Raw genomic sequence first — 23,801 nt, 5'->3', positions numbered from 1 at the left:
TTATTTCTCTTTTTCTGTATCTGATATTTCGTAACCTTCTTGTTCTAACATTTCTACCTCGTTGTCTTCTACCCCGTGGGTTAGACGCTTAAGTGGTTTTAGCATTAAGATTACTATAAACCCAAACAAACCGGTAAAAATGGTTATACCTATAAAGGTACGGAACTCCATTTCTGTTTGTAATTCTTCTATAATTAAAGTTCCTGTATAACCCAAACCTTCTTCTGCTTGCGCGGAGTCTTCTGCTTTTTTGAAGCTTAGCTCTGCGTGATAAGGATTTTGCGCAGTAATATTATCTTCTCTTAACACTGCTGCTATTTCGTCTTCTCCCTTTTCGGAATGAAACTTAATCAGGTTTAAAAGAGATTCGTTTGTATTTATTTCTTCGGTACGCACACCATCTTCGGTTGGATAAATTTTAGCTTCTAATTTGAAGTTTTTATCCATAACCAAAACACTGTCTTGCGGATTTAAGAAAGGTTCTATTTCGCTTTTGGAAGCAATAAGATCTATTTTAGTAGGTTCACCTTGCGAAAATTCTCCAATTACCCCAGCCATTTTATTCCCCAAACCGGTTGCGGCAAAATACACCCCCATCATTAAAGAAGCATAACGTACCGGCGATAATTTGGTAATAAAAGACAAAGCTACCGGAGACGAGCAAAGCTCTCCTATAGTATGTAATAAATATGCTAAGACCAGCCAGTACATAGCTGCGGCGCCTTCATTTTCGTACTGCCAAGCTGCTCCCGCCATAAACAAGAAACCGAGCCCCATAATTACAACGCCGGTTGCCATTTTAAAAAGACTGGAAGCCTCTTTATTTTTTATCTTACGCTTGGCCCAGAAATTGGCAATCAAAACACCAAAAATAATTATAAACAAGGCATTTAAAGCTTGGAACCAGGATGCCGGCACTTCAGATCCGATTAAAGGAAGGCTAAAAGGTAAAGTTCTGTTCGTCTTTTCTAGTGCGTAAATATTCATTAAACCGCCGGCTTGCTCAAAAGCTCCCCAGAAAACAATTACCAATAAAAACGAAAGTACAATTACAATATAACGGTCTTTCATTACTTTGGTGGTAAGATCTTCATAGATCATTAGCATCATCGCGGTAACTAAGCTTAAAAATATAAATAATAGACCATAAGCTATATCTTCTACTATTAACCAGTAAATTGAAAAAAGCATCAAGCCTGCGCTAATTATAAGCTGTAATCGGGTTTTAAATAAATCTTTAAATAATCCGCCTAAAGATGCGCCTTCTCCTCGTTCTGCTTTAGAAAGTAAATTACCTACTTCTCTAAGGTAAGGTTGTCCCCACCAGTAAACCAATAGTCCTAAGGCCATCGCAATTCCAGCAATTCCGAAGCCGTAATGCCAGCCAATTTGCTCGCCTACATAACCTACTATTATACTGGAAAGTAAGGCTCCTAAGTTGATACCTATGTAAAAAATAGTAAAACCTTTATCTCTCCTAATATCGCCTTTTTTATAAAGACCACCTACCATAGTAGAGATATTGGCTTTTAACATACCAACACCAATTACAATTAGAACTAAACCGGTATAAAAGGCCCACATTTCTTCTACAGCCAAAATACCGTGACCTGCAACTAAGATTACGCCACCCCATAGTACCGTTTTTTTCTGACCAAGCAATTTATCGGCAATCATACCTCCGGGAATGGAAGATACGTATACCAACATTGTATACCAGCCGTAAAGGGCAAAAGCCTCTGCAGAGGTCCATCCCAATCCTGCGTTGCCATCTGTGGTTGCACTTACTAAATATAGTACCAAAATTGCGCGCATTCCGTAATAAGAAAAACGCTCCCACATTTCAGTAAAAAATAACACATAAAGACCTCTTGGGTGGCCAAATAGTTCTTTATTCTCCGGTTTTATCGTTGCTGCCATATAGCTGTTTAAATTATTTTTATAAGTTTTCTTTTAAGAAATTTGTCATAAGCGTGTAAAGATGCAAACGGGTATTACCGCCATAAATACCATGATTTTTATCGGGATAAATACGCCAATCAAATTGCTTATTTTCTTGCACCAAAGCTTCTATTAATTGCATAGTGTTTTGCACGTGCACATTATCGTCTGCGCTTCCGTGTACTAATAAATAATGATTACTGTCGTCAAATTCGTTTACGTGCGTAATTGGCGAATTTTGATCGTAACCACTAGGGTTTTCTTGTGGTGTTGTCATATAACGCTCTGTATAAATACTATCGTAAAAACGCCAACTGGTTACCGGGGCAACTGCAATTGCCAACTCAAAAGTATTGCCGGCTTGAAAAATTGCATTAGACGACATAAAACCGCCAAAACTCCAACCCCAAATACCAATTCTATTTGCATCTATATATTCTCGTTGAGCTAACTTTTTTGCCGCTGCAATTTGATCTTCCAACTCTAATTTTCCCAATTCTTTTTGGGTTACTTTTTTAAATTCGGCGCCTTTAAAGCCGGTACCACGACCATCTACAGTTACCACAATAATATCGTGGGCGTTTGCCAACATTTGGTACCAATAATCATTCGTGCCCAAAAAACTATTGGATACAGATTGTGAACCAGGACCGGAATATTGGTACATTAAAACCGCATATTTCTTTTCAGGATCAAAATTTAACGGCTTAATCATAGACATATTTAAATCGTTGCCGTTAATATTGATGGTAGACAATTCTTTTTTAGAAATCTTATAGTCTTCTAATTTTTCTTCCAGTTTAGAATTATCTTTTATTTTACGCACCAACTTACCGTTTCGTGCCAAGTGCAGTGTATAAACATTTGGTGTAGAAACGCTGCTGTAAGTATTGATAAAATAAGTAAAATCTGCACTAAAATCTGCACTGTTGGTGCCGCGTCTTTGGGTTAATTGCGCTTTGTTTTTACCGCTTGCCATTATAGAAAATACATCGCGGTTTATGCTGCCGTTTTCTGTGCTTTGGTAATGAATTCTACCTGTTTGCGGATCAAAACCATAATAATTGGTAACCTCCCAGTTACCTTTAGTGATTTGTTTGATTAAATCGCCATCTTTTCCGTAATGGTAAATATGGTTCCATCCGTCTTTTTCGCTAGTCCAAATAAAGCTATTGTCGTTTAAAAAAGTAAGATTGTCTGTAACATCTATATAAGCTTCGTCTGTTTCTTCTAAAACCAACTCTGTGCTATTATCTTTTGTATTTACAAAGAGTAAATCTAATTTGTTTTGGTGACGATTGGTTGCCTGTACGCTTAAAATTTGATTATCGTTGCTCCATTTTAAACGCGGTAAATATTCGTAATCTTTATCGAAATCTATTTTCGAAGATTCTTCTGTTTTCCAATCGTAAATATGCAAACTCACTTCTGCATTCTTTTCACCGGCTTTAGGATATTTAAAAACATCTTGCTGCGGATAAAGTTGTTTTCCGTAAGTGCCATAAACATCCATAGAAAATTCTGGAACCTCTTCTTCGTCGAAACGCAGATAGGCAATTTTATCGCCGGTTTTGTTCCATTCATATGCTTGTACAAAAGCAAATTCCTCTTCATAAACCCAATCTGTTATCCCGTTTATGATTTTATTTTCTATCCCGTCAAAGGTTATTTGTTTTGTTTCTCCGTTTTCTAAATTCTTTACGTAAATATTATTGTTGTACACGTAAGCCACTTTAGAGGCATCCGGAGAAAAAGAAGGCTCTTGTATATTTTTATCCGAAACTTGGGTTAGTTTTTCCGATTGTAAATCGTATACATAATAAATTCCTTTCGCAGAGCGTCTATAAATTTGCTGCAACTGGGTAGCCAACAAAGCTTTATTTTCATTTTCGCTTAATGTATAGCTTTGAAAATAATTTAGCTCCGGTATATTTTTAGAATCGATTAAAGTTCCGGTTTTTTCACCGGTTTTATAACTGTATTTGTCTACGCTTACACTTTGCGTAGCACGGTTGTAGTTTTGCACCACATATTCTTTGCCGTTATCTAAAGATTGCAAGGCTTGTAGACGTTCTTGTCTAAAAGTGCCGTTCCACAATTCTTCTAATTCAATTTGTTTTTTTTGGGCTGTTAAAATACTGGCAACCGTTAAAAAGGTCACCAAAAATAAACCTGTAGTTTTCATAAAAATTATACGTCGAAATTTTGCAGGTCAAGTTTACTAAAAAAACAGCAAAAACAGGCTACTTTTAGTGTTAAATACTAACATTTTGTTAAACTAAGCTTCCGCGGAATATTTACCAAAGCTGAATTTGCTAAAAAATCTTTGCTAAAATCATTATTAAGCAGTCTTAAAAGCCAAGAATTGTATCTTTGCACCAGACAAGAACACAAAAAAGAATGACAAAAATTTCCGGTTTTTCTAAATTCAGCAAAGACGAAAAAATAGCTTGGCTAACCACAAAATATTTTGACAATGCACAAAAAGCTCGCGAATTACTGCAACTGTACTGGAACAGCGATCTCAAATTGCAAAAATTGCACGACGAGTTTAGCGAAAACACCATTTCTAACTTTTACCTTCCCTTTGGCGTAGCTCCAAATTTTACCATCAACAATAAGGTGTATGCTATCCCAATGACTATCGAAGAAAGTTCTGTGATTGCCGCGGCTAGTAAAGCAGCCAAATTCTGGAATGACAAAGGAGGTTTTTCCGCAAAGGTTATAGACACCCAAAAAGTAGGACAAGTTCACTTTACTTATGCGGGTAATTTTTCTACTTTAAAAGATTTCTTCCATAAAAACAAAGCGCAACTTTTAAAAGAAACCGAAAATATTACCGCCAATATGGTTAAGCGCGGAGGCGGAATTTTAGATTTAGAGCTTCGCGATAAAACAAAAGACCTAGAGAATTATTACCAACTCTATTGCACTTTTGAAACCCTTGACGCCATGGGTGCCAACTTTATAAATTCGTGTTTAGAGCAGATAGCTAGCAGTTTTAAAAATTTGGCAATCCAGCAATTAGACGACAAAAAACCGCAAGTTATTATGAGTATTTTGTCTAATTATGTTCCCAATTGCATTGCACACGCAGAAGTATCTTGTCCGGTGGCAGACTTATTAGACGAGAAAGAAGAAGCAAAGTTGTTTGCGCAAAAGTTTGTAGAAGCCGTTAAAATTGCTCAAATAGAACCTTACCGTGCCGTTACGCACAACAAAGGAATTATGAACGGAATAGATGCGGTAATCTTAGCCACCGGAAACGATTTTAGAGCAGTAGAAGCCGGCGTACACGCTTATGCTGCCCGCAACGGCCAGTATAGCAGTTTAACGCAAGCAAGCATAGAAAATGGTATTTTTAAATTCTGGATAGAAGTGCCCTTAGCTCTAGGAACCGTTGGCGGTTTAACCAGCTTGCATCCCTTGGTTAAACTGGCTTTAGAAATGTTAGGAAAACCTTCTGCAAAAGAATTAATGCAGATTGTTGCCGTAGCCGGATTGGCCCAAAATTTTGCAGCTTTAAAAAGTTTGGTTACCACCGGCATTCAAGAAGGACATATGAAAATGCATTTAATGAATATTTTAAACCAGTTTCAAGCCACTAATTCAGAAAAAGAAAAAGTAATAGAATACTTTAAATCACATACGGTTTCGCATAGCTCTGTAGTAAAAGTCCTAGAAAATATTAGAAATGGAGCATAAGTTTTACAGTAACGGCAAGTTGCTTTTAACCGCAGAATATTTTGTTTTAGATGGCGCCACAGCCTTGGCTTTACCAAGCAATTACGGCCAGGATTTGCGCGTTAAAAGCTTTACGGAAGCAGAAAATACTATTAGCTGGAAAAGTTATGATGCCCAAAAAAATTGCTGGTTCTCCCTACAGCTAGAAAACGATTCTGGCGTGCTAAAGTTGAAGAACAATTTAAACTTTACGGAAGAAAAAACCGCCGAAAGAATTGTACAGCTTCTAAATTTCCTCAAAAAGGAAAAACCAGATTTATTTACCGATAAAAGTTTAGCTTTTACAACCCATCTCGATTTTAATAGAGATTGGGGTTTGGGCAGCTCTTCTACTTTAATTGCTAATTTGGCAAAATGGGCAAATATAAATCCGTATAAACTATTGGAAAACAGTTTTGGCGGCAGCGGTTATGACATTGCCTGTGCAATGCACGACACGCCCATTTTATATGCTTTAAAAGATAAGAAACCGATAATTAAAACGGTAGATTTTAAACCTTCCTTTACGGAAAAATTATTTTTTGTACACCTTAATCAGAAACAAGATAGTAGAGAAGCTATTGCGCATTATCGCAAACAAAAGCCGGAGAATCATCAAAAATCTTTAAAAGCAATAAATAAGGTCACGCAGAAAATCCTAGCATGTAAAAATCTGTCAGATTTTGAAAGACTTCTAGATCTGCACGAAGAAATTGTAGCAAAGGCTTTAAACATTCGCCCTGTTAAACAACGCTTATTTCCCGATTATTCCGGCAGTATAAAGAGTTTAGGCGGTTGGGGTGGCGATTTTATTTTGGCTACCGGCAGCCAAAAACAAAAGAACTACTTTTTAAGTAAAAACTATTCTACCATTTTAGATTACCACCAAATGATTTTAAACAAAAAAAGCTTGCCTTAAAACAGACAAGCTTTTTTTTATATTATTCATTTTTACCAATTAGTAAAAATTAGCACGGTTATCTTCTATCTCTGCGCTATTTTTTAAACTCTCTGTCAGGCGTTGTGTTACTCTTGCATTACTCGCTTGTGTTTCCTGCTTAGCAAAAGTAGCATAAGACCCTAGCTCTGGAGCTTCTGTTTTGTTAGTTACCTCTACTACATAAACTCCTTTTCTGCCTGCAATAGGCTTGCTGGTTTCTCCGGTTTCTAAAGCAAAAGCAGCACCTACTACTTTAGGCTCTCTAGACGCCCCAGGAATAGTTGGATTTTTTCTAGTAACAGCGTTAGCGGTTTGCACAGAGGCATTTTGACTGCTGGCAATTTCTGCTAAAGAGCTACTGTTAATTTCCGCTTTTATTTTCTCTGCTTTTTTCTCTCTACGCAATACAGGTGTTACTTTTGGCGAAGCTTCTTCTACGCTCATCAAACCCTTTTTGTTTACTGCAGTAACTTGCACCACCACATAACCGTTTGGCGTGTCAAATCTTTTTATATCACCAGCTTTCGTTTCTTCAGAAAAAGTCCATTGTACAATTTGTCTTTGGTTACCAATACCCGGAATGTTTTCTTGCATATTTTTTATACTTTTTACCGGCTTAGTTTCATAGCCTTTTTCTTCGGCTTGTTTTACAAAATCTCCTTCGCCCGAAGCAATTTCGAATTTGGTGACCTCTGTAAATAATCTGTTTTGGGTAGTTTCTGAAGGCTCTATTTCCTTTCCTAAGGTTGCTACTTTAAAAGCCTTTTTAGCTTCAGTTTGTTCTTCTGGCAATAAGATATAATAACCAATCTCTTCGTCTTCTACAATTCCTACTTTGCCTTCGTCTTGGGTAAACAAAAAGTCAATTACATCAGAGTCTTGGCTTACTTGGCTGTAGGTTATCCAACCTAAATCACCACCGTTATCTTTTGTAGAAGTATCGCTAGAATAGTTGGCTGCAATTTCACCAAATTTACTTGTATCGTTATTTAACACCTCTACCAAACTATCTGCCAATTGCTTGGCTTCTTCTTTGGTTCTGGTTAATTCTTGCCCTACCGGCGTACCTTGGTAAGAGATTAAAATATCTTTTGCTTTTACTGAATCTGGTATTTGTTTTACCGCTGTTACTTTAGAAACTTTATAAAAACCACCTTCTTTGTACGGACCAAAAGTTTCGCCTTGATTTAAGTTAGAAATATTATTGGCGTTTTCTGCCGGAAGATCTGTTTTAAACATAAAGCGTTCTTGGTAAGGTAAATCTGAATTTTCTACCAAAAAAGCTTCGTTATTTTCTACATCCTTAAAGCCTTTTAAGGTATCGTTCATTTTAGAAACCTCGTTATAAACTTCTCGCTGTTGCAATAAGCGGGTTACATTTTCTTCTACAGCTTGCTCATCTTCTTTAGAAGCGCTTTCTTCAAAAAACACATATTGAATATTTCTTGTAGCCTCGGTTTCGTATTGCTTTTTGTGCTTATTAATATAATCTTTTATTTCGCTTTTAGAAATTTCTTCGTCTTCTACTGTATCATAAGGTAGGTAAACAAATTTAAAATCTACTTTATCGTTTTCTAATTTATAGGCTTGTTTACCTTCTAAATTGGTAGCGCCAATACCGGCTCTTACCATATTATAGTAAATATTGGCTTTTGCTTGCTCTGCAATATTCTCTTCTACATCAATCCATTGGCTATAAGCTTCGGGAGAAGTTGCTTTTAGATTGGCAATATACTCGCGCATCAAGTTTATGTCGAACATACCGGCCTCGTTGGTAAAATTAGGATTGCCTGCAAATTGCTGACGCAATACGTTGTTAATTTGCTCTTGTCCTACTTCTATACCAAGTTTTTCAAACTCTTCTTTTAATAAAGCTTGGTTTAACATGCTGTTCCACACTTGGTTTACAGCTTGCGTTGTTGTAATGTTACCTCTAGAGTTACGTTGGTAAGATTCTACTTGTCGCGCAAATTCTTCTCTATCTATAGGTTCATCGTTTACGGTTGCGATTACGTTTTGCGATTTTTGTGAAGAAAAACCACCATTTCGAATCACATCTGCCAAAACAAATGAAAATAGCGCCAAGGCTATTATTATGATTAAAAAAACAGAACGTTCCCGGATTTTATTTAATACTGCCATTTTTATTGTATTTGTCTAAATATAGGGGGCGAAAATAAGATAATTACTTAAATTATAAAATTAAAGTTCTTAAAAAGTTGTACTTATATTTTGAATTTATTTATTCTTTGCGTAGACTTTCAAAGTACTTGTATAGCTACCAAAGAGAATGGCAGTTTTTAGCAAACATAATTTGGGCTAAGCTTTCTTTAAAATTCTAGATTGGTTTTGGCTAATCTTCTTCTAATTTTTCTATTTGCACCAATTCTATTTTGGTATTGGAAACCTCTAAAATGCTAAACTTAAAATTATCTATAATAACTTGACCGCCTTGTTCTGGTATTTCTTCTGTGTGGTTGGTAATTAAACCGCCTAAGGTTTCATAATTTTCGCCTTCCGGAAGGTTTAGGCGGTAATGCTCGTTTATATAATCTACTTCTAAGCGTGCAGAAAATTTATAACGATTTTCCGGTAATTCTTCTTCAATTAAAACAATTGGGTCGTGCTCATCTTCTATCTCGCCAAATAACTCTTCTACAATATCTTCTACCGTCATCATACCGCTGGTACCGCCATACTCATCTATAACCACGGCTATACTTTTACGTTTTTTGCTAAGCAGGTTTAATACGTCTTTTGCCAACATAGTCTCGGGCACGTAAACCACTTTCATCATGATTTCCCGAATGTTTTTTGGTTTTCTGAACAAATCAAAACTATGCACATACCCAATAATATCGTCGTTGGTTTCTTTATATACCAACAATTTTGAAAGACCGGTATCTGTTAAGAGCTTTACTAAATTTTGGGGAGATTCAGACACATCTACTGCTACAATTTCGTTACGCGGTATCATAACTTCGCGCGATTTAACTTCGGAAAATTCTAAAGCGTTCTTAAAAATTTGTATTTCAGAATCTACCTCTTCATCTCTTTCTACGGTTTCCATCTGCTCGCTAATGTAGTTACCCAATTCTACTTTACTGAAGGCTAATTGCACTTCATCCCCTTCGGTTTTAAAGAAAAGTTTTAGCACCACATCACTTATCCAAATTACAAAGTCTGAAATAAAACTAAAAAGCAGGTAAAATAAATAGGCGGGTAAGGCAAAGAATTTTAAAAAGAAATTGGCATAAATTTGAAAAAATACTTTTGGAAGAAACTCTGCAGTAAACAAGATAATAACTGTAGAAATAATGGTTTTGGTAAGCAAAATACCGTTGGTTAACCAATAGTTTATTAAGGCGCTATCAAAGCTTAAATCTGCCAGCAAATTTACGATTAAATCGCCCATGAAAAATCCGTAAACCACCAAAGCAATATTATTTCCCACCAACATGGTGGTTATAAATTTAGAAGGTTTTTTGGTAAGCTTTTTTAAAATTTTAGACAAAAAACCTTCTTGCTTTTTTTCTATTTCTATATGTATTTTGTTAGAAGAAACGTAAGCGATTTCCATTCCGGAAAAAAAAGCAGAAAATAACAAAGAAAGAATTATTATAAGTATATCTACTTGCATTATTTTTCTTTATGTTGCTCTATTTTTTTACGGAAACGTCTTTTAAAGAAATACATAAATATTGCCACTACCACAAAGGCAGCAAACATAATTGCCCTGCCGCGTTGGTCTGCCCAACTTACAATGGCTTGGTAGGTAAAAAATGCGGCTACTACCAAATAGGCATATTCAAAAAACTTATAAAATTTCATCATTTTTTATCGTTGTCTATATATTGCGTTCCAATATTGGACCTAGAATTGAATTTATTAAAATTTTCGTTGGCGTCAAAGCCTTCTCCTTCATTTAACGCGCCACTTTTCATTTTTATACTATAATCTATATCAGAAAAAACCCATTGTTGTTTTTGGTCCCAGTATAATTGCTTTGCGTGTAATACGGTACTATCACTAGTTACAATTTCTACGTTTCCTTGCAAATCTACCAAGCCGGTTTCTTGATACACAATACCATAATCTGCAATTACAGTGTTTTTTTTGTTGTCTTCGCCATAAAAATCTACTTCTAGCCCTTTTGGAAATTCCCGATAAGGAAATTCTTGGTTACTAAAATCTAACATAAACGGACTGCGTAAATTGGCTTTAACTTTTCCGCTATCGGTATAAAAAAGATTAATACCCTCTCCAGAAGTTTGTGCGGCCAGCTCATCTTTATCCCAGCTTCTAACTTGATTTAAACGGTTCTGACAAGAAAAAAGCATTGTTGTAAAAATCATTACAACAATGCTTTTAATAATATTAGAATATGTTATTTGCATATTTTCTTATAAAGAAGGAACGGTAACGCTCTCTCCTATCCAACACCCGATGTTAATTCTAGAACCGGGTTTATAATCGTATTGAAAAATATCTGATTTTTGCGGGGCACGACCCATATAACTATTGGCTGCCTGATCTGCAGAACTTTTAATAGCAGGATTTACACGACCAGCTCTTCTGGCATAATCTGCCGCTAACCAATATACCGCTCTTTTTTCAAAAATATTATCACCACAGTCGTTAGCACTTTTTGCATACATACTAGCTATTTGCAAATAGGCACTACCCAAAGATGGTTGCGCTTTTAAAGCTCTACGATAATATTTTCTTGCAGAAGAATATTGACCTCTGCTCTTATAATTACCAGCTATCATTTTATAAACCCTTGCTTTATCTAAATTGTTATCTTCTAACTCTGCAGACTGGTTATAATACTCTAAAGCTTTAGAAGCATTACCGTCTTTAGACGCTAATTGACCAAGATACAAAGCAGATTTTGCAGAAGGTTCTTTTTGGTGTAAAGCTTCTACCAATTTAAAGAACAACGGGTCTTTTGTACATTCTTTTGCAGAAAGTCTCGCCGCAGCACGTTTTAACCAATCTACATCGTTTTTGTTTTCGTCAAAGTCTTTGTTATAAAGCGGAATTAAGTTTTCGCAATCTGCACGCTCACCTAATTTCTGGTTTATACCTCCTTTAATTTTACTGAAGTTGGTAAGGTAAATCTCTGAGTTTTTAAGTACGCGTTTTTCAGCAGAAGTTAACTCTTCGTTCATTTCCTGCTTTTCAATTAAAGGTTGCGCTTCTTCTGCACGAACAATTTCTTGATTTTCTATTTTCTGAATTAATTCGTCATATTTTAAGAAAACCTCTTTTAAGTCTTTTTCACCTTCATCTTGCAAATCTACCAACAAAGAAAAGTACGTATACAAAGCTTTTGGACTGTTAAAAGAGTCTTTATCTGCTTTCCAGGCTTTATCAAAAGCTTGGTATTGCTCTTCTTTTGTACCAATTTTATTATCATACATTACCTGTGCAATATCTGCGTAAGTTTCTCCTTTTTTTGTTTTTGCAGGAAAATACTCTAAGCGTTTTTTATGATTTTCAATAAGACCTTTTGCGTAAGCTTCTTTTTTAGCTTCGTCACCCTTTTTTAAAAGACCTTTAAACATACGCTCACCATATTGGTAAATTGCCATATGCGAATCTGGGCAATTTTGTATTAACTTATCATAATGTGGTTTTGCTGTTTTATAATCTTTTATCTTAGCGCTTTGCGAAAAAAGTGAAAGCTCTGTATTACAGTCGACTTGCTGCGCATTTAAGACTCCAGCACTTAAAAACACTCCGGTAAGTAGTATTAAAAATTTAGTTTTCATAGTTAGGTATAATGTAAATTAATTAAACTTTCTTTTTTGGAACCATTTGTCGTTAAGCGATAAACTTATAAAAACATTGAAAAAGTTTTCTTCTATCAAGTTAGCAGTTTTAGTTCCTCGTTTTCCAATTTCAAAACCAAGGTTTACATTGGTTAACATATTTCCTGCCGGTAATCCAGCTCCAAAAGATATGCCAAACTCATTTATGGCTTCGTTGTTAACTACTAAGCCGGTCTCTTGATAACGCGCTCCTGCCCTGTATACCACGCGTTTAAAGTAACTGGTAATATCATTGAAATCTGGAATATAATAGCCTCCTAATTTATAACTTGCAGCATCTTCAAAACGCACATTATCTAGGGTGAAAGAACGGTTGGTAAAGTTACTTGTTCCTAAACGTTGGTATTCTAAACCGGCAAACCAATGCTTTGGTTCTCCTATTCCTGCCCCTATTCCAAACTCTGACGGCAAATCAAAATTAGTATCTGCCAAAATAACTTCTTGGGTGTCCGAAACTAATTCTTGATCGTTAACAACGGTTATTGCAGCAAGCTCTCGTGTATTTTCTGAAGTTAACTTAGTTGCCGGAGCATAATTTAAAGATCCGGTTAACTGTAGTTTATCACTAAGCATCTTTTCGTATTGCACACCAAAATTTACTTTAAAACCACTTAAATCTGAGCGATTAATTTCGCGTGTCCCAAATTGTACGTTTTCTTGAAAAAAGAGGCTTTTATTCTGAATATTTCCAAAATTATAACTTCCTTCTACTCCAATTCTAAATTGCTTGTTTAGCTGATATCCGGCAGCTAAAAACAATTTATTAAGTCCGCCACGACCAGTAAATCTATTTAAACTGGTTTCAGATTCGTTTTGTAATTCATAACCAACTGCAGAATAAGGCACCAAACCAAGGCCAAAACCTAATTTACCGGCCGGAATTCCAATTCCTAAATAATCTATAGAAGTATTAGAAACCTTATCTGAAGCCTCATCGTTTTCTACTTTTGTTTCGCTATAACTTGCCCCCAGCGTGTAGGTGGTAAGTTTTAAAGCACCGTATCCCGCAGGGTTTTGCAAGTTCATATGTATACTATCTGAGGCTATACTCAAACCTCCCATAGAACGATTTTCTGCGGTTCCTTTAAAACTTTTAAGTCCTATTCCAAAATAAGAATAAGGAGAAGAAATAATTTCCTGACCGTGAAATAGCATTGGCATAGAGAGCAATAACGCTATAAAAAATTTTTTGACCATTAAATGTTGTTATATTCTAAAATGTGGTTTAAGCCTTGTAATAGAAAATTTTGCGGCACAAATATGCTATTTTTTACCTTCTTAGACAAAAATTCGGCGTCTCCTCCTGTAAAAATTACTGTTAAATTAGAAAATTGATTTTTATACTGATTAATAAAACCATCAATTTCAAAAATAACCCCTTGCACTACTCCAAGATGAATGTTTTCTACCGTAGTTTTTGCAGGAAAATTATTTACCTCAAAAGTTTCTTTATTTAACAACGGCAACTTGGCCGTAAAATTATGCAAAGCTAGGTATCTCATTTTTATTCCTGGCGATATCGAACCGCCTTGATAAATAGCATCTTTTTCAATTAGATCGTATGTAATACAAGTACCGGCATCTATCACCAAAACGTTTCTTTTCGGAAATTGTGCAACGCTCGCCGCTGCCAATGCAATTCTATCTATACCCAAACTACCTTGGCTGTGGTAATTGTTTGCGAAGGGAACCTTAGTTTGCGCATTCAATAAAAGTAATTTGGTATTTTTTTGGAGCACTTCTAGTGTACTTTGTGAAACATCTGCCACCGCTGCCAAAATAGAACGTTCTATTTTTGGGAAGTTTTGTAAAACCTCTTTAATTAATCGTGTTGTATCCGCAGTAATTGCTTGTTGTTTTTGGAGCAATGTAGCCTCCTGAAAAACAGCTATTTTGGTAAAAGTATTACCAATATCTATAATCAAATTCATAGGTTAATTTTAATTTTACAAACATACAAAATAGGATTTTTTTAAATTTTGTTTGTGCAATTGTAAAAATGAATATATATTTGCCTCCGCTTACAAGCACTGGTGCCTTAGCTCAGTTGGTAGAGCAAAGGACTGAAAATCCTTGTGTCCCTGGTTCGATTCCTGGAGGCACCACCGCAAAACCTCGATCTTTTGATCGGGGTTTTTTGTTTTAAGCCCTACTATACTTGACTTTTGAGGGTTTTTTGGGAATATTTTATACTATCTTTTTTTAATGAAGGTACAATTAAGGGTACAATTAAGAGCAAAAAAAACCGCTCCAATTTGAAGCGGTTAAAGCAGTATATATTTTTTTCCTAAGCAGCCGTACCAGACCCTAAATATATACTGTTGGATAATTCTGTTTCATCCTCTGAGATAAAAGCCATAAACAGCTCCAAATCATCTCCTGAGTAAGATGATGGTATAGTGATTATTTCTGCACCTGCATCCCTCTGAGCACCATTTAAGAGCGAAATTGACTCGCGTTTCAAAGGGTTATAAGCTAAAAGCATCGCTTTATCGTTTTCATTCGCATTACCTTCAGCCGAGTTATCATCCCAGTTAAATGTAATTTGCCCTGGAACAGTCAGGTCTGTTGCCGCATTTAGTGGTTCAGATAAAGCACCCCTACTTAATTTAGCATTCTGATAATCAATTTCAAAATTTGGCTCAATCCCTGTAATCGCATTATTTAAAATAAATGACATTGCAGCATTGAATTCTGTTTTTTTTATGGCTAATTTTTTATAACCGACCTTGATGAAAGGTTTTACCGCTTGTAAAAACTGAAGTGTAACCGCAAATTTTGTACGTTGATTAACTTGCCCCTTAGTTCGCGGGTTTGCTACACTAGATGGCTTAATTCTTAAGTAATCGATGCCCTTCCAGCTACCACCAATTACATTTCCGACCTTTCCAGATAATCCACCTAGAATTCCTTGATTAATTTTTCCCATTTTATTTATAATTTTTAGGTTAATACGCATTTAATTAGGAGTTGGTACGGAGAAAATTCGGCTTAGAATACTTATTTGCAAATATCGGCATAAAGAGTCTTTTTCGTTTATTCTTGGTTGCTATTGGCATTATGTCTCATCAGAAGTCATTTCACTTAAAAATTGCTATTTAGAGTTTAGGAGGAAGTTAAGATAGAAATAATGCAAATTGATTAATTCAAGGTTTTTAATAGATTAAAAAAAAGAGCCCCCTAAAATGGGAGCTCTGAAAGGCAAACTTCTAGCCAAAAAATGCGTATTGAAAGCTCTTTATAGCCTTTATAATTTACATTTATGCCAAAAGGATTGCCTTTTGAACGTGTGCCCACGTGCAACCACCAGTTGCAGATGTGAGCTGTATATAAAATATTAAACATATTGCCGTTTACACAGGAACGGTGCGATTGGTGCAAGGGCTGTGAGTGAAAATACTACCCGTAAGGGTGGAGATTTTTGCTCAACAGGCGAAAGCGTACCCTTGTGGCTCTCGCATCCGCACGCCTGTACCTTTGCTTTATGTTTGAGATTGTTATATAATTTAACTGGATTAATAATCATCAATTTTTATAAGACCTTATTATCATTCGGCAGGTAATCTAAAGGCGCGAGCCGACTGCGAGTTGAACAACGGGTGTACTAGCTAGAGGTATGTAATACCGCTAGTGCTATGTTTACACTGGTTTGGCGCAGTAATTGAATCTGTTGGGGAAGGAAAGGGCTGTTTTGCAACGGAATGAAAAGCATCGGAGCTTGCACGATTTGAAATGAATTTTTATCCTGTTTATTTGCCTTATTAAACATAACTATAATGATATATTTACCTATTGGTTAGTGCAGGGCGAAGTGCTTGTAATGAAGTGTAAAATCAGCTCTTTTGCGCGGTTTGCAATAAGGCTTGTTTTTTTACGAGCATCGGGAGTAAAACAAATAAGCTTTATGCAAATATGGATGTTTCAATTACTGTGACAAACCTATTAGCCCGTTGTGATCGCAGGCTCGCACATTAATAAGCAGCGGTTGCACCCAACTTATATACTTGCGTAGCATATCTTTATGGGTTTGGGTGCAAGAGTAGCTGCGGGTGCTGTAGGAATGGCGTGTGTGTAATACTACAAATGAATAGCTTTTGAAGCCTGAGGACGGAAGGCGTAAAAAGCGTATGAATGGTAGATGCAAGGTTTATTATGTTGTATGCTAAAAATGTATTGTATAAGCTATTTTAAGGTGGGTTTTATTGATGATTTAAAGACCTTGCAGCTATGTATTATGAAACAAAACAGAATGACGGAGGCACACCTTATTACCTGCCACGTATTATGGATTTGAGTTATAATTATACTTTTGAAAACGGATTTGAAAAAGCGCAAAGGCAAAAAGTAATGGCTGTAATACTGTAATGTAATGAAAGTATTATAGCTTTTACTGCGCGGAAAGCAAAATAGGTATAGCTGTAATGCAATGGAAGTTATACTTATTTGCTTGGGGAGAATAAAGTTTATTAAGCGTAGAATTTATTTATTATAGACTCTAAATTTTTAAAGTCATTATCTAAGAGAAAACCAAGTAGCTTTTTTCTGTCGTAATACATATCCATTTTTTTAGGCTTAAAACTACCTCTATTTAATTTCTCTAAATCTTCTATTGCTTCTTCGCTAAAATTACAAGATGCAATATAACAAGCCCTGAATTTATAATCGTTTCTTAACTCTGTTTCAAATCTTTTTTTGACGAATGGTAAAGTTCTCTTGAAGAACCAATTTGTTGTATATTTTGTTTTGTAATCACCGATTTGTATTTCATAAGTTGATTTATACCCTTTAACCTCAACCACTATAATTTCTTTTGGGTTTGAAGATTTTATTATAAAATCATATTCATAACCTTCTTTAACATAATTTTTATTTATTCTCGAATAATAGAAATTAGGAAGTATTTCAGCATTAGGATATTGATGTTTTAAAACTTGATACATCATAATTTCAAACAAAGTGCCTTTTAATGCTTTTAGTTGGATACCTTGGCCAGAAATATCAATAGTTTCTAAAGTATCTTTAATGATTCTTTCAAAATCATCTTCCTCCAACAACTTCTTATTAATTTGAAGTTTAGATAAATTTTCTAAAACACTGAAAATATTGGAGCCATAAATTGAACCAATGTCATAACTCAAAAAACCGAGACTTTTAATCTTATTTAGAATTGAGCTTTTGCAATTTCTATAGACAATTATGGGTATTACTTTTCGTTTCCCCTCTGAAACTGAATTTAGGTTTATTTGAATACGTTTTAAGAAACCATCTAAATCAATTTGTTCATAATCTCTACTTAATAAAATATCTAATACAACTAAAGTTTGTTTAGCTGGCACATTCGATTCTATAGCTAGCGATGGATTTAAACCTGTTGTTTTCGTATACCCAAATGCATCCCAAATTAAGTTATTATGTTTAGCTCCTTTTGATGGGTTATTTTTATTCCTATAAATAATGTTCTTATTATCTATCAAATTAGATTTTATCAACCAATCTATTATATCTCTTACAAAAGCCGTATCCAAAGACATCTTAGCAAATTGCAGTTGCATTAAATTTTCTTCATCATCATTCTTATTTTTTAAAATAATGTACTTTACTAAATTTTTATCTACTCTAATATAAACTATATCAAAATCTAATAACACTGATATCAAATCATCTAGATAATCAACTTTGGAAAATCCTTTGGTAAGTGGTGAGGCAGTAATTTTTAATGCTTCGTAATATGATAAAATGCCCTCATTTATATCTAAGCCCACAAGTAAACGATATAATGATGGTCTATAATTACTACAAACTGATTTTATTCTATCTTTCGTAAAATTTGTGGAAGGCTTACAATAAGCGTATTGCCCCTTACCAAAAGTTAAAGGTGTTGAAGAAATTATTATTCCTTTTTGAGTTGCGCGCTGTACTAATTTACGAGCGTAACTGTTTTGAATTTTAAAATGATCTTCTAAAAGCTTGCATAATTCACTACTTACTTTTATCTCTTTATTATCAAGTTTTTTTAAAATAAACGAATCATATTTATTTAAGTTAGCCATAGTAATTGTCACACTGCACTTATATTATTTATTATATTTTTTATCACTCGCCTAAATTTTTAACTACATTCACCTATATGTTTTTAAGCGCTGATAATCAGCTTGATAAAATTTCCGTAAAAATGCTTTTTGTTAATTATCACTCCTTTGAAATTATTTTTTGTCACGAACAATTGTAATTATTAGCTGTTTTTAATAATCCTTTCTTTTTGAAAATCGTAGTGATAGTTGATAATTTCTCCTGTATTAAATAATCCTATTGCTCTTTCGATGATTGGATATGGTACCACAAACCATTCTCTTGGGGTTATTCTGTTTTTATTTTTATCGTAAATATCTATTTGTAATTGTGCTTGACTAAAAAAGCGGTGGATTAAATTTTCAAACTTTTGAGTATTTACATTTATACATTTAAAAGTTGCTACTACTTCTACTTCTGCATTGAGATAAGTTGCTTCATTTCTAGCATTAAGAACTCTTTTTTGAACGGGAACTGTCGAGAAACCTATTTTATATAAGTTCTTAAGCTTACTTATTTCTGAGTGAGTTGATTTAGATTTCAATACGTAAATCCAACCAGTTTCCTTATCATCATCTTCTAACTGTTCTACATTTGAAAATAGCTCTTTCTCGCTATCTTTTTCTAAATCAGTTACTACTTTACCATTATTATATAATTGTTTCGCTAAAGACCTGTAAAGCATATTGCTATACGTGCCATTATCAAAAACAGTTCTTGTTCTTACGTCTTTTCTAACTCTGTCTCCTAATTCTCTAACTGCCTCTGAAATATCGCCTACTTCTAGGTACAATAAAACACCATCAAGAATATAGTATTTTCCTTCTTTTAAGTTTTTTTCTGCATTTTTAAAGGGTTTTAAACTGCGTAAACCTAATTTGATTTCTTGGTGTACTCTTTTAAACTGCTTGTCATATTTTTCGAATTCTGATTCTGACATTGCTTTACGTTGGGCTACAAAATCGGCTTCTTTTTTTTCTTTAGGAGTATGTTTAAAGTCAAAAATACTAGCGTCTCCTTCATCATCTGCTAACAAACCGAAATCATCATCTTCTAAAATATCGGCTACAGATTCAACTTTTTTAGGCTCAAACAATAAATTATGCCTATCAACATCTTTTAATGCAAATTTCTTTTTATCATTTTCTCTAAAGCCTTTTAAGCGTAAATACAAACGCATTTCTGAAATACCATTACCTTGTTCTGGTTCTCTTTCTTTTTCATCTACAAAAACATTGATTTCTTCAAAAGATTCAATTAAACGTTGATCTGTAGATTTTACGTTCGACTGCTTTGAAGTATCTTTTAAAATACCTAAATCGTCATCTTCAAAAATATCCTCTATGCTTAATTTATCTTTAGACATTTTGTTTTTGTTTACGCTTTAGTTCTTTTAAGAAAATCACTGCTTCAGCCATTCTTTTTTCTTTTGGCTCTAAAGATTTAATATCAGGATTTTTACCTGTTTTTTGCACCCAGGCTTTTATTTTGGGCCACAAGATAATAGCTTCCTGTTCCGTCATTTGAATTCTAGACGCATCTATGGTTTCTTGGATAGTTCTTAAAACAGGTGCTGTTACTGATTTGGATAATATTTCAAATGCTTTTTGAAACGGGTTTACACTATCTATTAAATCGATATGTATTTCATCTATATTCACAAAGGTATCTGCCATTTTGATAAACCTTCTATCTCCTTGCTCTTCAATACTTCCATTTTTAATAACTGAATCTACTACAATATGTTGTCTTACTTCTTCTACTTCATCATCTGAAAGTTCAGGATAGGTTTCTTTAATAATTTTAGGTATTAACACCTGATTAATTACCTCTGGTTCTAAAGTCTCACTCGGCATTGCTTTGAGCATATCATTATCTTGCAAAATTTTTGCTTTTAAATCGTTTAAGTCTGATTCGATAATTTGCTCTACTCTTGCTGTTGAAGGTTCTTTAAAGCCTCTGATGTGTATAGTGTTTTCCTCTTCATTTGCCTGTGTTCCATCTTCACGATCTACTTCATATTCATTATCTTCTACTTCAGGGTATTTCGCTTTAAATTTAAAATTAGGCGCTAACACCTGCTCCATTAATAAAGAAGCGGTAATTGCTTTTAGCATATTATTGACTGAAAGTTTTACCTCATCATCTTGGGCATCGGGTTGAGCGATTAAATTGGTGAATTGAGCGTGTGTTTTATTGTCGCTATCTCTTGTAGCCCTACCGATGATTTGAATAATCTCTGTTAATGAACCCCTATAACCTACCGTTAAGGCTTGCTCGCAATATGGCCAATCAAAACCTTCTTTTGCCATCCCTAAAGCTATGATAATATCGATATCTTCTGGAGCATTTACATTGCGTAAATAGTTTTGAATTTTATCTCTCGATTTTTGATCGTCATTTACTAAATCAGCTACTTTTATAAGATTGCCTGTTTTATGCGATTTTACGTAAATCACCCCAGTTTTAGGGTCTTGGTATTCTATATCGCCCAGTGTATCTATTATCTTACCAACCTCTTCATATTTCTCTTTGGTAGATTCTCCAGAATTTACACTAGGAATATGAATAATGGTTTTTTTATTTTCATCTAAAACTTCGTGAATGGCAGTTGTATATTTTCTTTGGTAAAAATGATAACCTATTCCTAAAGATTTTAAATATTCGTAACCATTAAGCTGTTCGTAATAATCGTATTTAACTTTTATAAACTGTGCTTCTACTTCGGGCAATAGAATAGGAATGCTATCTCCTCTAAAATAAGAACCTGTCATTGCAACTATATGAGCGGTTGATTTTGCCATAATAGAACTTAATACACTCCCAAGCCTATTTGTACCTTCGGCTGATACGTGATGAAATTCATCTATAGCAATCAAGGTATCATTAAAATGTTTTTCATCAATAGCATCAAATGCAAAACGCAGTGTAGCGTGTGTGCAAATAAGAATTTCTTCCTTACTATTCATAAAGTTAATGAAGGCATCTACTTTAGACTTTTCACCGCCAGGCGTACAAAGGTTGTATTTAGGATTTGGCTGCCAATCTTCAAAAAAACCGTATTTTTTTAATTCTGTTGGTGCGAAAGAACTACCAATAGAACGTTCAGGAACCGCTACAATTACTTTTTTAATATCTTGGTTACGCAATTTATCTAAGCCAATAAACATTAATGCTCTAGATTTCCCTGATGCAGGAGGAGCTTTTATCAATAAATATTGTGCTGTTCTTGCCTCAAATGCTCTTTCTTGCATTTCTCGCATACCCAACTCATTGGTTTTTTTACTCTTTCCTGTCTGTTTATAATAGACCTTTACTAAATCTGGCATTTGTTTTTTTTATTAGAAAATAAGTATGAAAATAAAACGAAAATAAACAACATCAATAAAATCAAGGGTTTAGCCTTTTTTATTTTCTATTTTATTTTTCATTTATTTTTTTTTGAACAAAAATAAGTTCTGTCTTTTTTTGACCCCTTTTTATCTAAAATTTCATTTTTAACTAGCTTGTAAACAGTTTTCTGTAATTCTTTTGAATCTATTTCTGGTATTCTTGATCTTATTTCAGACATTTTACTCTCACCATTATATCTTAAATCTTCCACAATTAAAGCCTCAATCTTATGAGGCTCTAAGGTTTTAAGAGAAGGAGTAATATCTAATTTAGCTTGTGCAAATAAATCTGGATTTAAGAGATATGAAGTACCTTTTCTTTTGCCTTGCGTTATGATTATTTTATTACTTAATAAACCATTTACCCAAGAACGCATTTTATCTTCTTCTGACAATTGTAATTTACTAGCAAGTTGTGTAGATAAAATTTTCTTTTCTGTTGCTATTACTCCCAAAGCTATATATTCTTTTTGTGATAAATCAAAATGTTTATCTATATAATCTAATACCGATACTGCATCAGGGTTAATTGTCATTGAAGATACAGTAACCGACAACTTAGAGTAAGAACTCTCTATATTAGGTAAAGGTTTAGCATCTCTAGCTAATTTTTCAAAAACTAAATCATATCCTGAACCCTCACCTTCCATTAAGTTTAAATCTGACAATATTTGTATTAGATGTGGATTTCTTCTATGCCTTTCGTGTAGAATATTATTTGGCGTGACACCCAATGGCAAACCCCCAGGGTTGGTGATAACTAATTTTTCAGGATAAACTTCAATAAAAATATCACCTGACATTGTATATTTTTTATGAGCAATAGCATTAATCAAAAGCTCTCTAATAACTTCTTTAGGATACTGCCTTATATTTTTTCTAAAAAGACCGTCTGGTAATTCTGAACTATACGCTAATTCTACTGCCTCTTTTTCAATGTCTAAAACTAATTCTTTAGGATTATACTGATGGAAATGCCAACTTTTTTTTCGAATTTTTTCTTCCTTCTCATTATATACAATATACTGGACTGTTACAGGATAACTCAATCGAGCGCGTTGAGAAGGTTTACCAAGCCATAAAACACCAAGATTTGTCAAAAAACCCTCTGCATCTATTAATTGATAAAATTCTAAAATTTCAAAATGCTCCTTGTTTTTAATGAAATCTGAAACCTTATCTGATTTTTGAATATCTAGAAGAACTGAATTGAGTTTTTCTGGATCTGCTTCATCCAATCTTATTTTTTGAGAAACTACCAATTCCCATTGAAAAGCATTTTTTTCTGCTGCTAAATGTGTTAACTCATCACTACTTACTGAAAAACAATTATCAGAAACTCTTATAAAAACTTTACCTGAAGAAGTTGTAGCAATAGTTTTCATCGAAGGCAATATTTTTAAAATTAAATATTCACCTCCATTTTCTGCAATAACTGTTTCTTGATTAACTATTCCTACACCATCTGTCAAATCGCGTAATCTTTTTAATGCTTTATTTATGTCTTGAACATCTATCTTTTGGCTTTCTGGTGGATTTAGTGTTTTGTCTTCAACGCCTATAAATATTTGCCCACCTTGTGCATTTGCCAAACACACACAGGTCTCTGCCAACGATTTTAAATCTGCACTCTTACCAAAAACTTTTTTGATGCTTTTGTATTCTCTATTTTTATCTTCTTGCTGCATTATTTTGCATCTATTAAATCACTATTGCAAAATATAGCACTTTTTTGCAATAAGAAATTGACTATTGTAAATTTTCTTTGTTTTGTGCAATAAAACAATTAATCAGTACTAAACCTATTCGCATTAAGCTAATTCTAATTTTTATAGCTCAATTTTAAATATTTTCTGTTAAATTAAACTCCTCAATCAATTCTTCTTTACTCATTCTATC

General features: G+C 34.2%; 17 protein-coding genes and 1 tRNA gene. 4 read left to right on the top strand and 14 right to left on the bottom strand.

The window, feature by feature from the left end:
* Together FKR84_RS08945 and FKR84_RS08940 are read right to left on the bottom strand one after the other, a co-directional pair.
* The gene (locus tag FKR84_RS08945) at positions 1-1,920 is read right to left on the bottom strand and encodes a peptide MFS transporter (protein ID WP_141421963.1); all 1,920 of its coding nucleotides are present in this window, start codon (positions 1,918-1,920) and stop codon (positions 1-3) included.
* A gap of 19 nt (positions 1,921-1,939) precedes the next feature.
* On the bottom strand, positions 1,940-4,126 hold the full coding sequence (locus FKR84_RS08940; RefSeq protein WP_141421962.1) for a S9 family peptidase: 2,187 nt from the start codon (positions 4,124-4,126) through the stop codon (positions 1,940-1,942).
* Positions 4,127-4,341: 215 nt separating this feature from the next.
* Here FKR84_RS08940 and FKR84_RS08935 point away from each other — a divergent pair, with 215 nt between their 5' ends.
* A complete protein-coding gene (locus FKR84_RS08935; RefSeq protein ID WP_141421961.1) occupies positions 4,342-5,646 on the top strand; it encodes a hydroxymethylglutaryl-CoA reductase, degradative in 1,305 nt (434 codons plus the stop codon).
* Positions 5,636-6,583: a GYDIA family GHMP kinase gene (locus FKR84_RS08930; RefSeq protein WP_141421960.1), complete on the top strand. Its 948-nt coding sequence runs from the start codon at positions 5,636-5,638 to the stop codon at positions 6,581-6,583. Before FKR84_RS08935 ends, FKR84_RS08930 begins: the two co-directional genes overlap by 11 nt.
* A 39-nt stretch (positions 6,584-6,622) precedes the next feature.
* Here the strand turns inward: FKR84_RS08930 and FKR84_RS08925 are convergent, their stop codons facing one another.
* The 7 genes from FKR84_RS08925 to FKR84_RS08895 all read right to left on the bottom strand — a co-directional run bounded on the left by FKR84_RS08925 (position 6,623) and on the right by FKR84_RS08895 (position 14,372).
* Positions 6,623-8,746: a SurA N-terminal domain-containing protein gene (locus tag FKR84_RS08925; protein WP_141421959.1), complete on the bottom strand. Its 2,124-nt coding sequence runs from the start codon at positions 8,744-8,746 to the stop codon at positions 6,623-6,625.
* 211 nt (positions 8,747-8,957) lie between these two features.
* On the bottom strand, positions 8,958-10,244 hold the full coding sequence (locus FKR84_RS08920) for a hemolysin family protein (protein WP_141421958.1): 1,287 nt from the start codon (positions 10,242-10,244) through the stop codon (positions 8,958-8,960).
* Entirely contained in the window at positions 10,244-10,438 is a 195-nt protein-coding gene (locus FKR84_RS08915) for a hypothetical protein (protein WP_141421957.1), read from the bottom strand. The genes FKR84_RS08920 and FKR84_RS08915 overlap by 1 nt, the downstream gene beginning before the upstream one ends.
* On the bottom strand, positions 10,435-11,001 hold the full coding sequence (lptC, locus tag FKR84_RS08910; RefSeq protein ID WP_141421956.1) for an LPS export ABC transporter periplasmic protein LptC: 567 nt from the start codon (positions 10,999-11,001) through the stop codon (positions 10,435-10,437). Before lptC ends, FKR84_RS08915 begins: the two co-directional genes overlap by 4 nt.
* Positions 11,002-11,007: 6 nt before the next feature.
* Complete coding sequence (locus tag FKR84_RS08905) at positions 11,008-12,381, bottom strand: tetratricopeptide repeat protein (protein ID WP_141421955.1); 1,374 nt, start codon at positions 12,379-12,381, stop codon at positions 11,008-11,010.
* An 18-nt stretch (positions 12,382-12,399) separates the two neighbouring features.
* Entirely contained in the window at positions 12,400-13,638 is a 1,239-nt protein-coding gene (locus FKR84_RS08900) for an outer membrane beta-barrel protein (RefSeq protein ID WP_141421954.1), read from the bottom strand.
* Positions 13,638-14,372 (bottom strand): type III pantothenate kinase, encoded by a 735-nt coding sequence (locus tag FKR84_RS08895; RefSeq protein ID WP_141421953.1) that lies wholly within the window; start codon positions 14,370-14,372, stop codon positions 13,638-13,640. The genes FKR84_RS08900 and FKR84_RS08895 overlap by 1 nt, the downstream gene beginning before the upstream one ends.
* Positions 14,373-14,473: 101 nt before the next feature.
* Here FKR84_RS08895 and FKR84_RS08890 point away from each other — a divergent pair.
* Positions 14,474-14,546 (top strand) — tRNA-Phe (locus tag FKR84_RS08890).
* A gap of 182 nt (positions 14,547-14,728) precedes the next feature.
* On the opposite strand, the gene FKR84_RS08885 is transcribed toward FKR84_RS08890, so the two are convergent.
* Entirely contained in the window at positions 14,729-15,370 is a 642-nt protein-coding gene (locus FKR84_RS08885) for a DUF6266 family protein (protein ID WP_141421952.1), read from the bottom strand.
* Between the two features lie 1,298 nt (positions 15,371-16,668).
* Between FKR84_RS08885 and FKR84_RS13375 the strand changes: the two genes are divergently transcribed.
* A complete protein-coding gene (locus FKR84_RS13375) occupies positions 16,669-16,806 on the top strand; it encodes a hypothetical protein (RefSeq protein ID WP_233357722.1) in 138 nt (45 codons plus the stop codon).
* Between the two features lie 101 nt (positions 16,807-16,907).
* Here the strand turns inward: FKR84_RS13375 and FKR84_RS08880 are convergent, their stop codons facing one another.
* From FKR84_RS08880 to FKR84_RS08865, 4 genes are all read right to left on the bottom strand, one after another.
* Positions 16,908-18,491, bottom strand: a complete 1,584-nt coding sequence (locus tag FKR84_RS08880; protein WP_141421951.1) for a hypothetical protein — start codon at positions 18,489-18,491, stop codon at positions 16,908-16,910.
* A 182-nt stretch (positions 18,492-18,673) separates the two neighbouring features.
* Complete coding sequence (locus tag FKR84_RS08875; RefSeq protein WP_141421950.1) at positions 18,674-19,876, bottom strand: GIY-YIG nuclease family protein; 1,203 nt, start codon at positions 19,874-19,876, stop codon at positions 18,674-18,676.
* Entirely contained in the window at positions 19,869-21,839 is a 1,971-nt protein-coding gene (locus tag FKR84_RS08870; protein WP_141421949.1) for a DEAD/DEAH box helicase, read from the bottom strand. Before FKR84_RS08870 ends, FKR84_RS08875 begins: the two co-directional genes overlap by 8 nt.
* A 98-nt stretch (positions 21,840-21,937) precedes the next feature.
* Entirely contained in the window at positions 21,938-23,590 is a 1,653-nt protein-coding gene (locus FKR84_RS08865; RefSeq protein WP_141421948.1) for an ATP-binding protein, read from the bottom strand.
* Between the last annotated feature and the right edge of the window lie 211 nt (positions 23,591-23,801).

Source organism: Haloflavibacter putidus (assembly GCF_006546625.1).
Classification (GTDB): domain Bacteria; phylum Bacteroidota; class Bacteroidia; order Flavobacteriales; family Flavobacteriaceae; genus Mesonia; species Mesonia putida.
Note: the sequence above shows the minus strand (reverse complement) of the source record. Positions and strands in the feature narration are given on the sequence as shown.

Excerpts from the sequence above, each read along its gene's own strand:
- FKR84_RS08870 (WP_141421949.1), bottom strand. The coding sequence starts at position 21,839 with ATGCCAGATTTAGTAAAGGTCTATTATAAACAGACAGGAAAGAGTAAA.
- FKR84_RS08945 (WP_141421963.1), bottom strand. The coding sequence starts at position 1,920 with ATGGCAGCAACGATAAAACCGGAGAATAAAGAACTATTTGGCCACCCA.
- FKR84_RS08925 (WP_141421959.1), bottom strand. The coding sequence starts at position 8,746 with ATGGCAGTATTAAATAAAATCCGGGAACGTTCTGTTTTTTTAATCATA.
- lptC (WP_141421956.1), bottom strand. The coding sequence starts at position 11,001 with ATGCAAATAACATATTCTAATATTATTAAAAGCATTGTTGTAATGATT.
- FKR84_RS08940 (WP_141421962.1), bottom strand. The coding sequence starts at position 4,126 with ATGAAAACTACAGGTTTATTTTTGGTGACCTTTTTAACGGTTGCCAGT.
- FKR84_RS08875 (WP_141421950.1), bottom strand. The coding sequence starts at position 19,876 with ATGTCTAAAGATAAATTAAGCATAGAGGATATTTTTGAAGATGACGAT.
- FKR84_RS08885 (WP_141421952.1), bottom strand. The coding sequence starts at position 15,370 with ATGGGAAAAATTAATCAAGGAATTCTAGGTGGATTATCTGGAAAGGTC.
- FKR84_RS13375 (WP_233357722.1), top strand. The coding sequence starts at position 16,669 with ATGTATTATGAAACAAAACAGAATGACGGAGGCACACCTTATTACCTG.
- FKR84_RS08880 (WP_141421951.1), bottom strand. The coding sequence starts at position 18,491 with ATGGCTAACTTAAATAAATATGATTCGTTTATTTTAAAAAAACTTGAT.
- FKR84_RS08935 (WP_141421961.1), top strand. The coding sequence starts at position 4,342 with ATGACAAAAATTTCCGGTTTTTCTAAATTCAGCAAAGACGAAAAAATA.
- FKR84_RS08920 (WP_141421958.1), bottom strand. The coding sequence starts at position 10,244 with ATGCAAGTAGATATACTTATAATAATTCTTTCTTTGTTATTTTCTGCT.
- FKR84_RS08900 (WP_141421954.1), bottom strand. The coding sequence starts at position 13,638 with ATGGTCAAAAAATTTTTTATAGCGTTATTGCTCTCTATGCCAATGCTA.
- FKR84_RS08905 (WP_141421955.1), bottom strand. The coding sequence starts at position 12,381 with ATGAAAACTAAATTTTTAATACTACTTACCGGAGTGTTTTTAAGTGCT.
- FKR84_RS08895 (WP_141421953.1), bottom strand. The coding sequence starts at position 14,372 with ATGAATTTGATTATAGATATTGGTAATACTTTTACCAAAATAGCTGTT.
- FKR84_RS08915 (WP_141421957.1), bottom strand. The coding sequence starts at position 10,438 with ATGATGAAATTTTATAAGTTTTTTGAATATGCCTATTTGGTAGTAGCC.
- FKR84_RS08930 (WP_141421960.1), top strand. The coding sequence starts at position 5,636 with ATGGAGCATAAGTTTTACAGTAACGGCAAGTTGCTTTTAACCGCAGAA.
- FKR84_RS08865 (WP_141421948.1), bottom strand. The coding sequence starts at position 23,590 with ATGCAGCAAGAAGATAAAAATAGAGAATACAAAAGCATCAAAAAAGTT.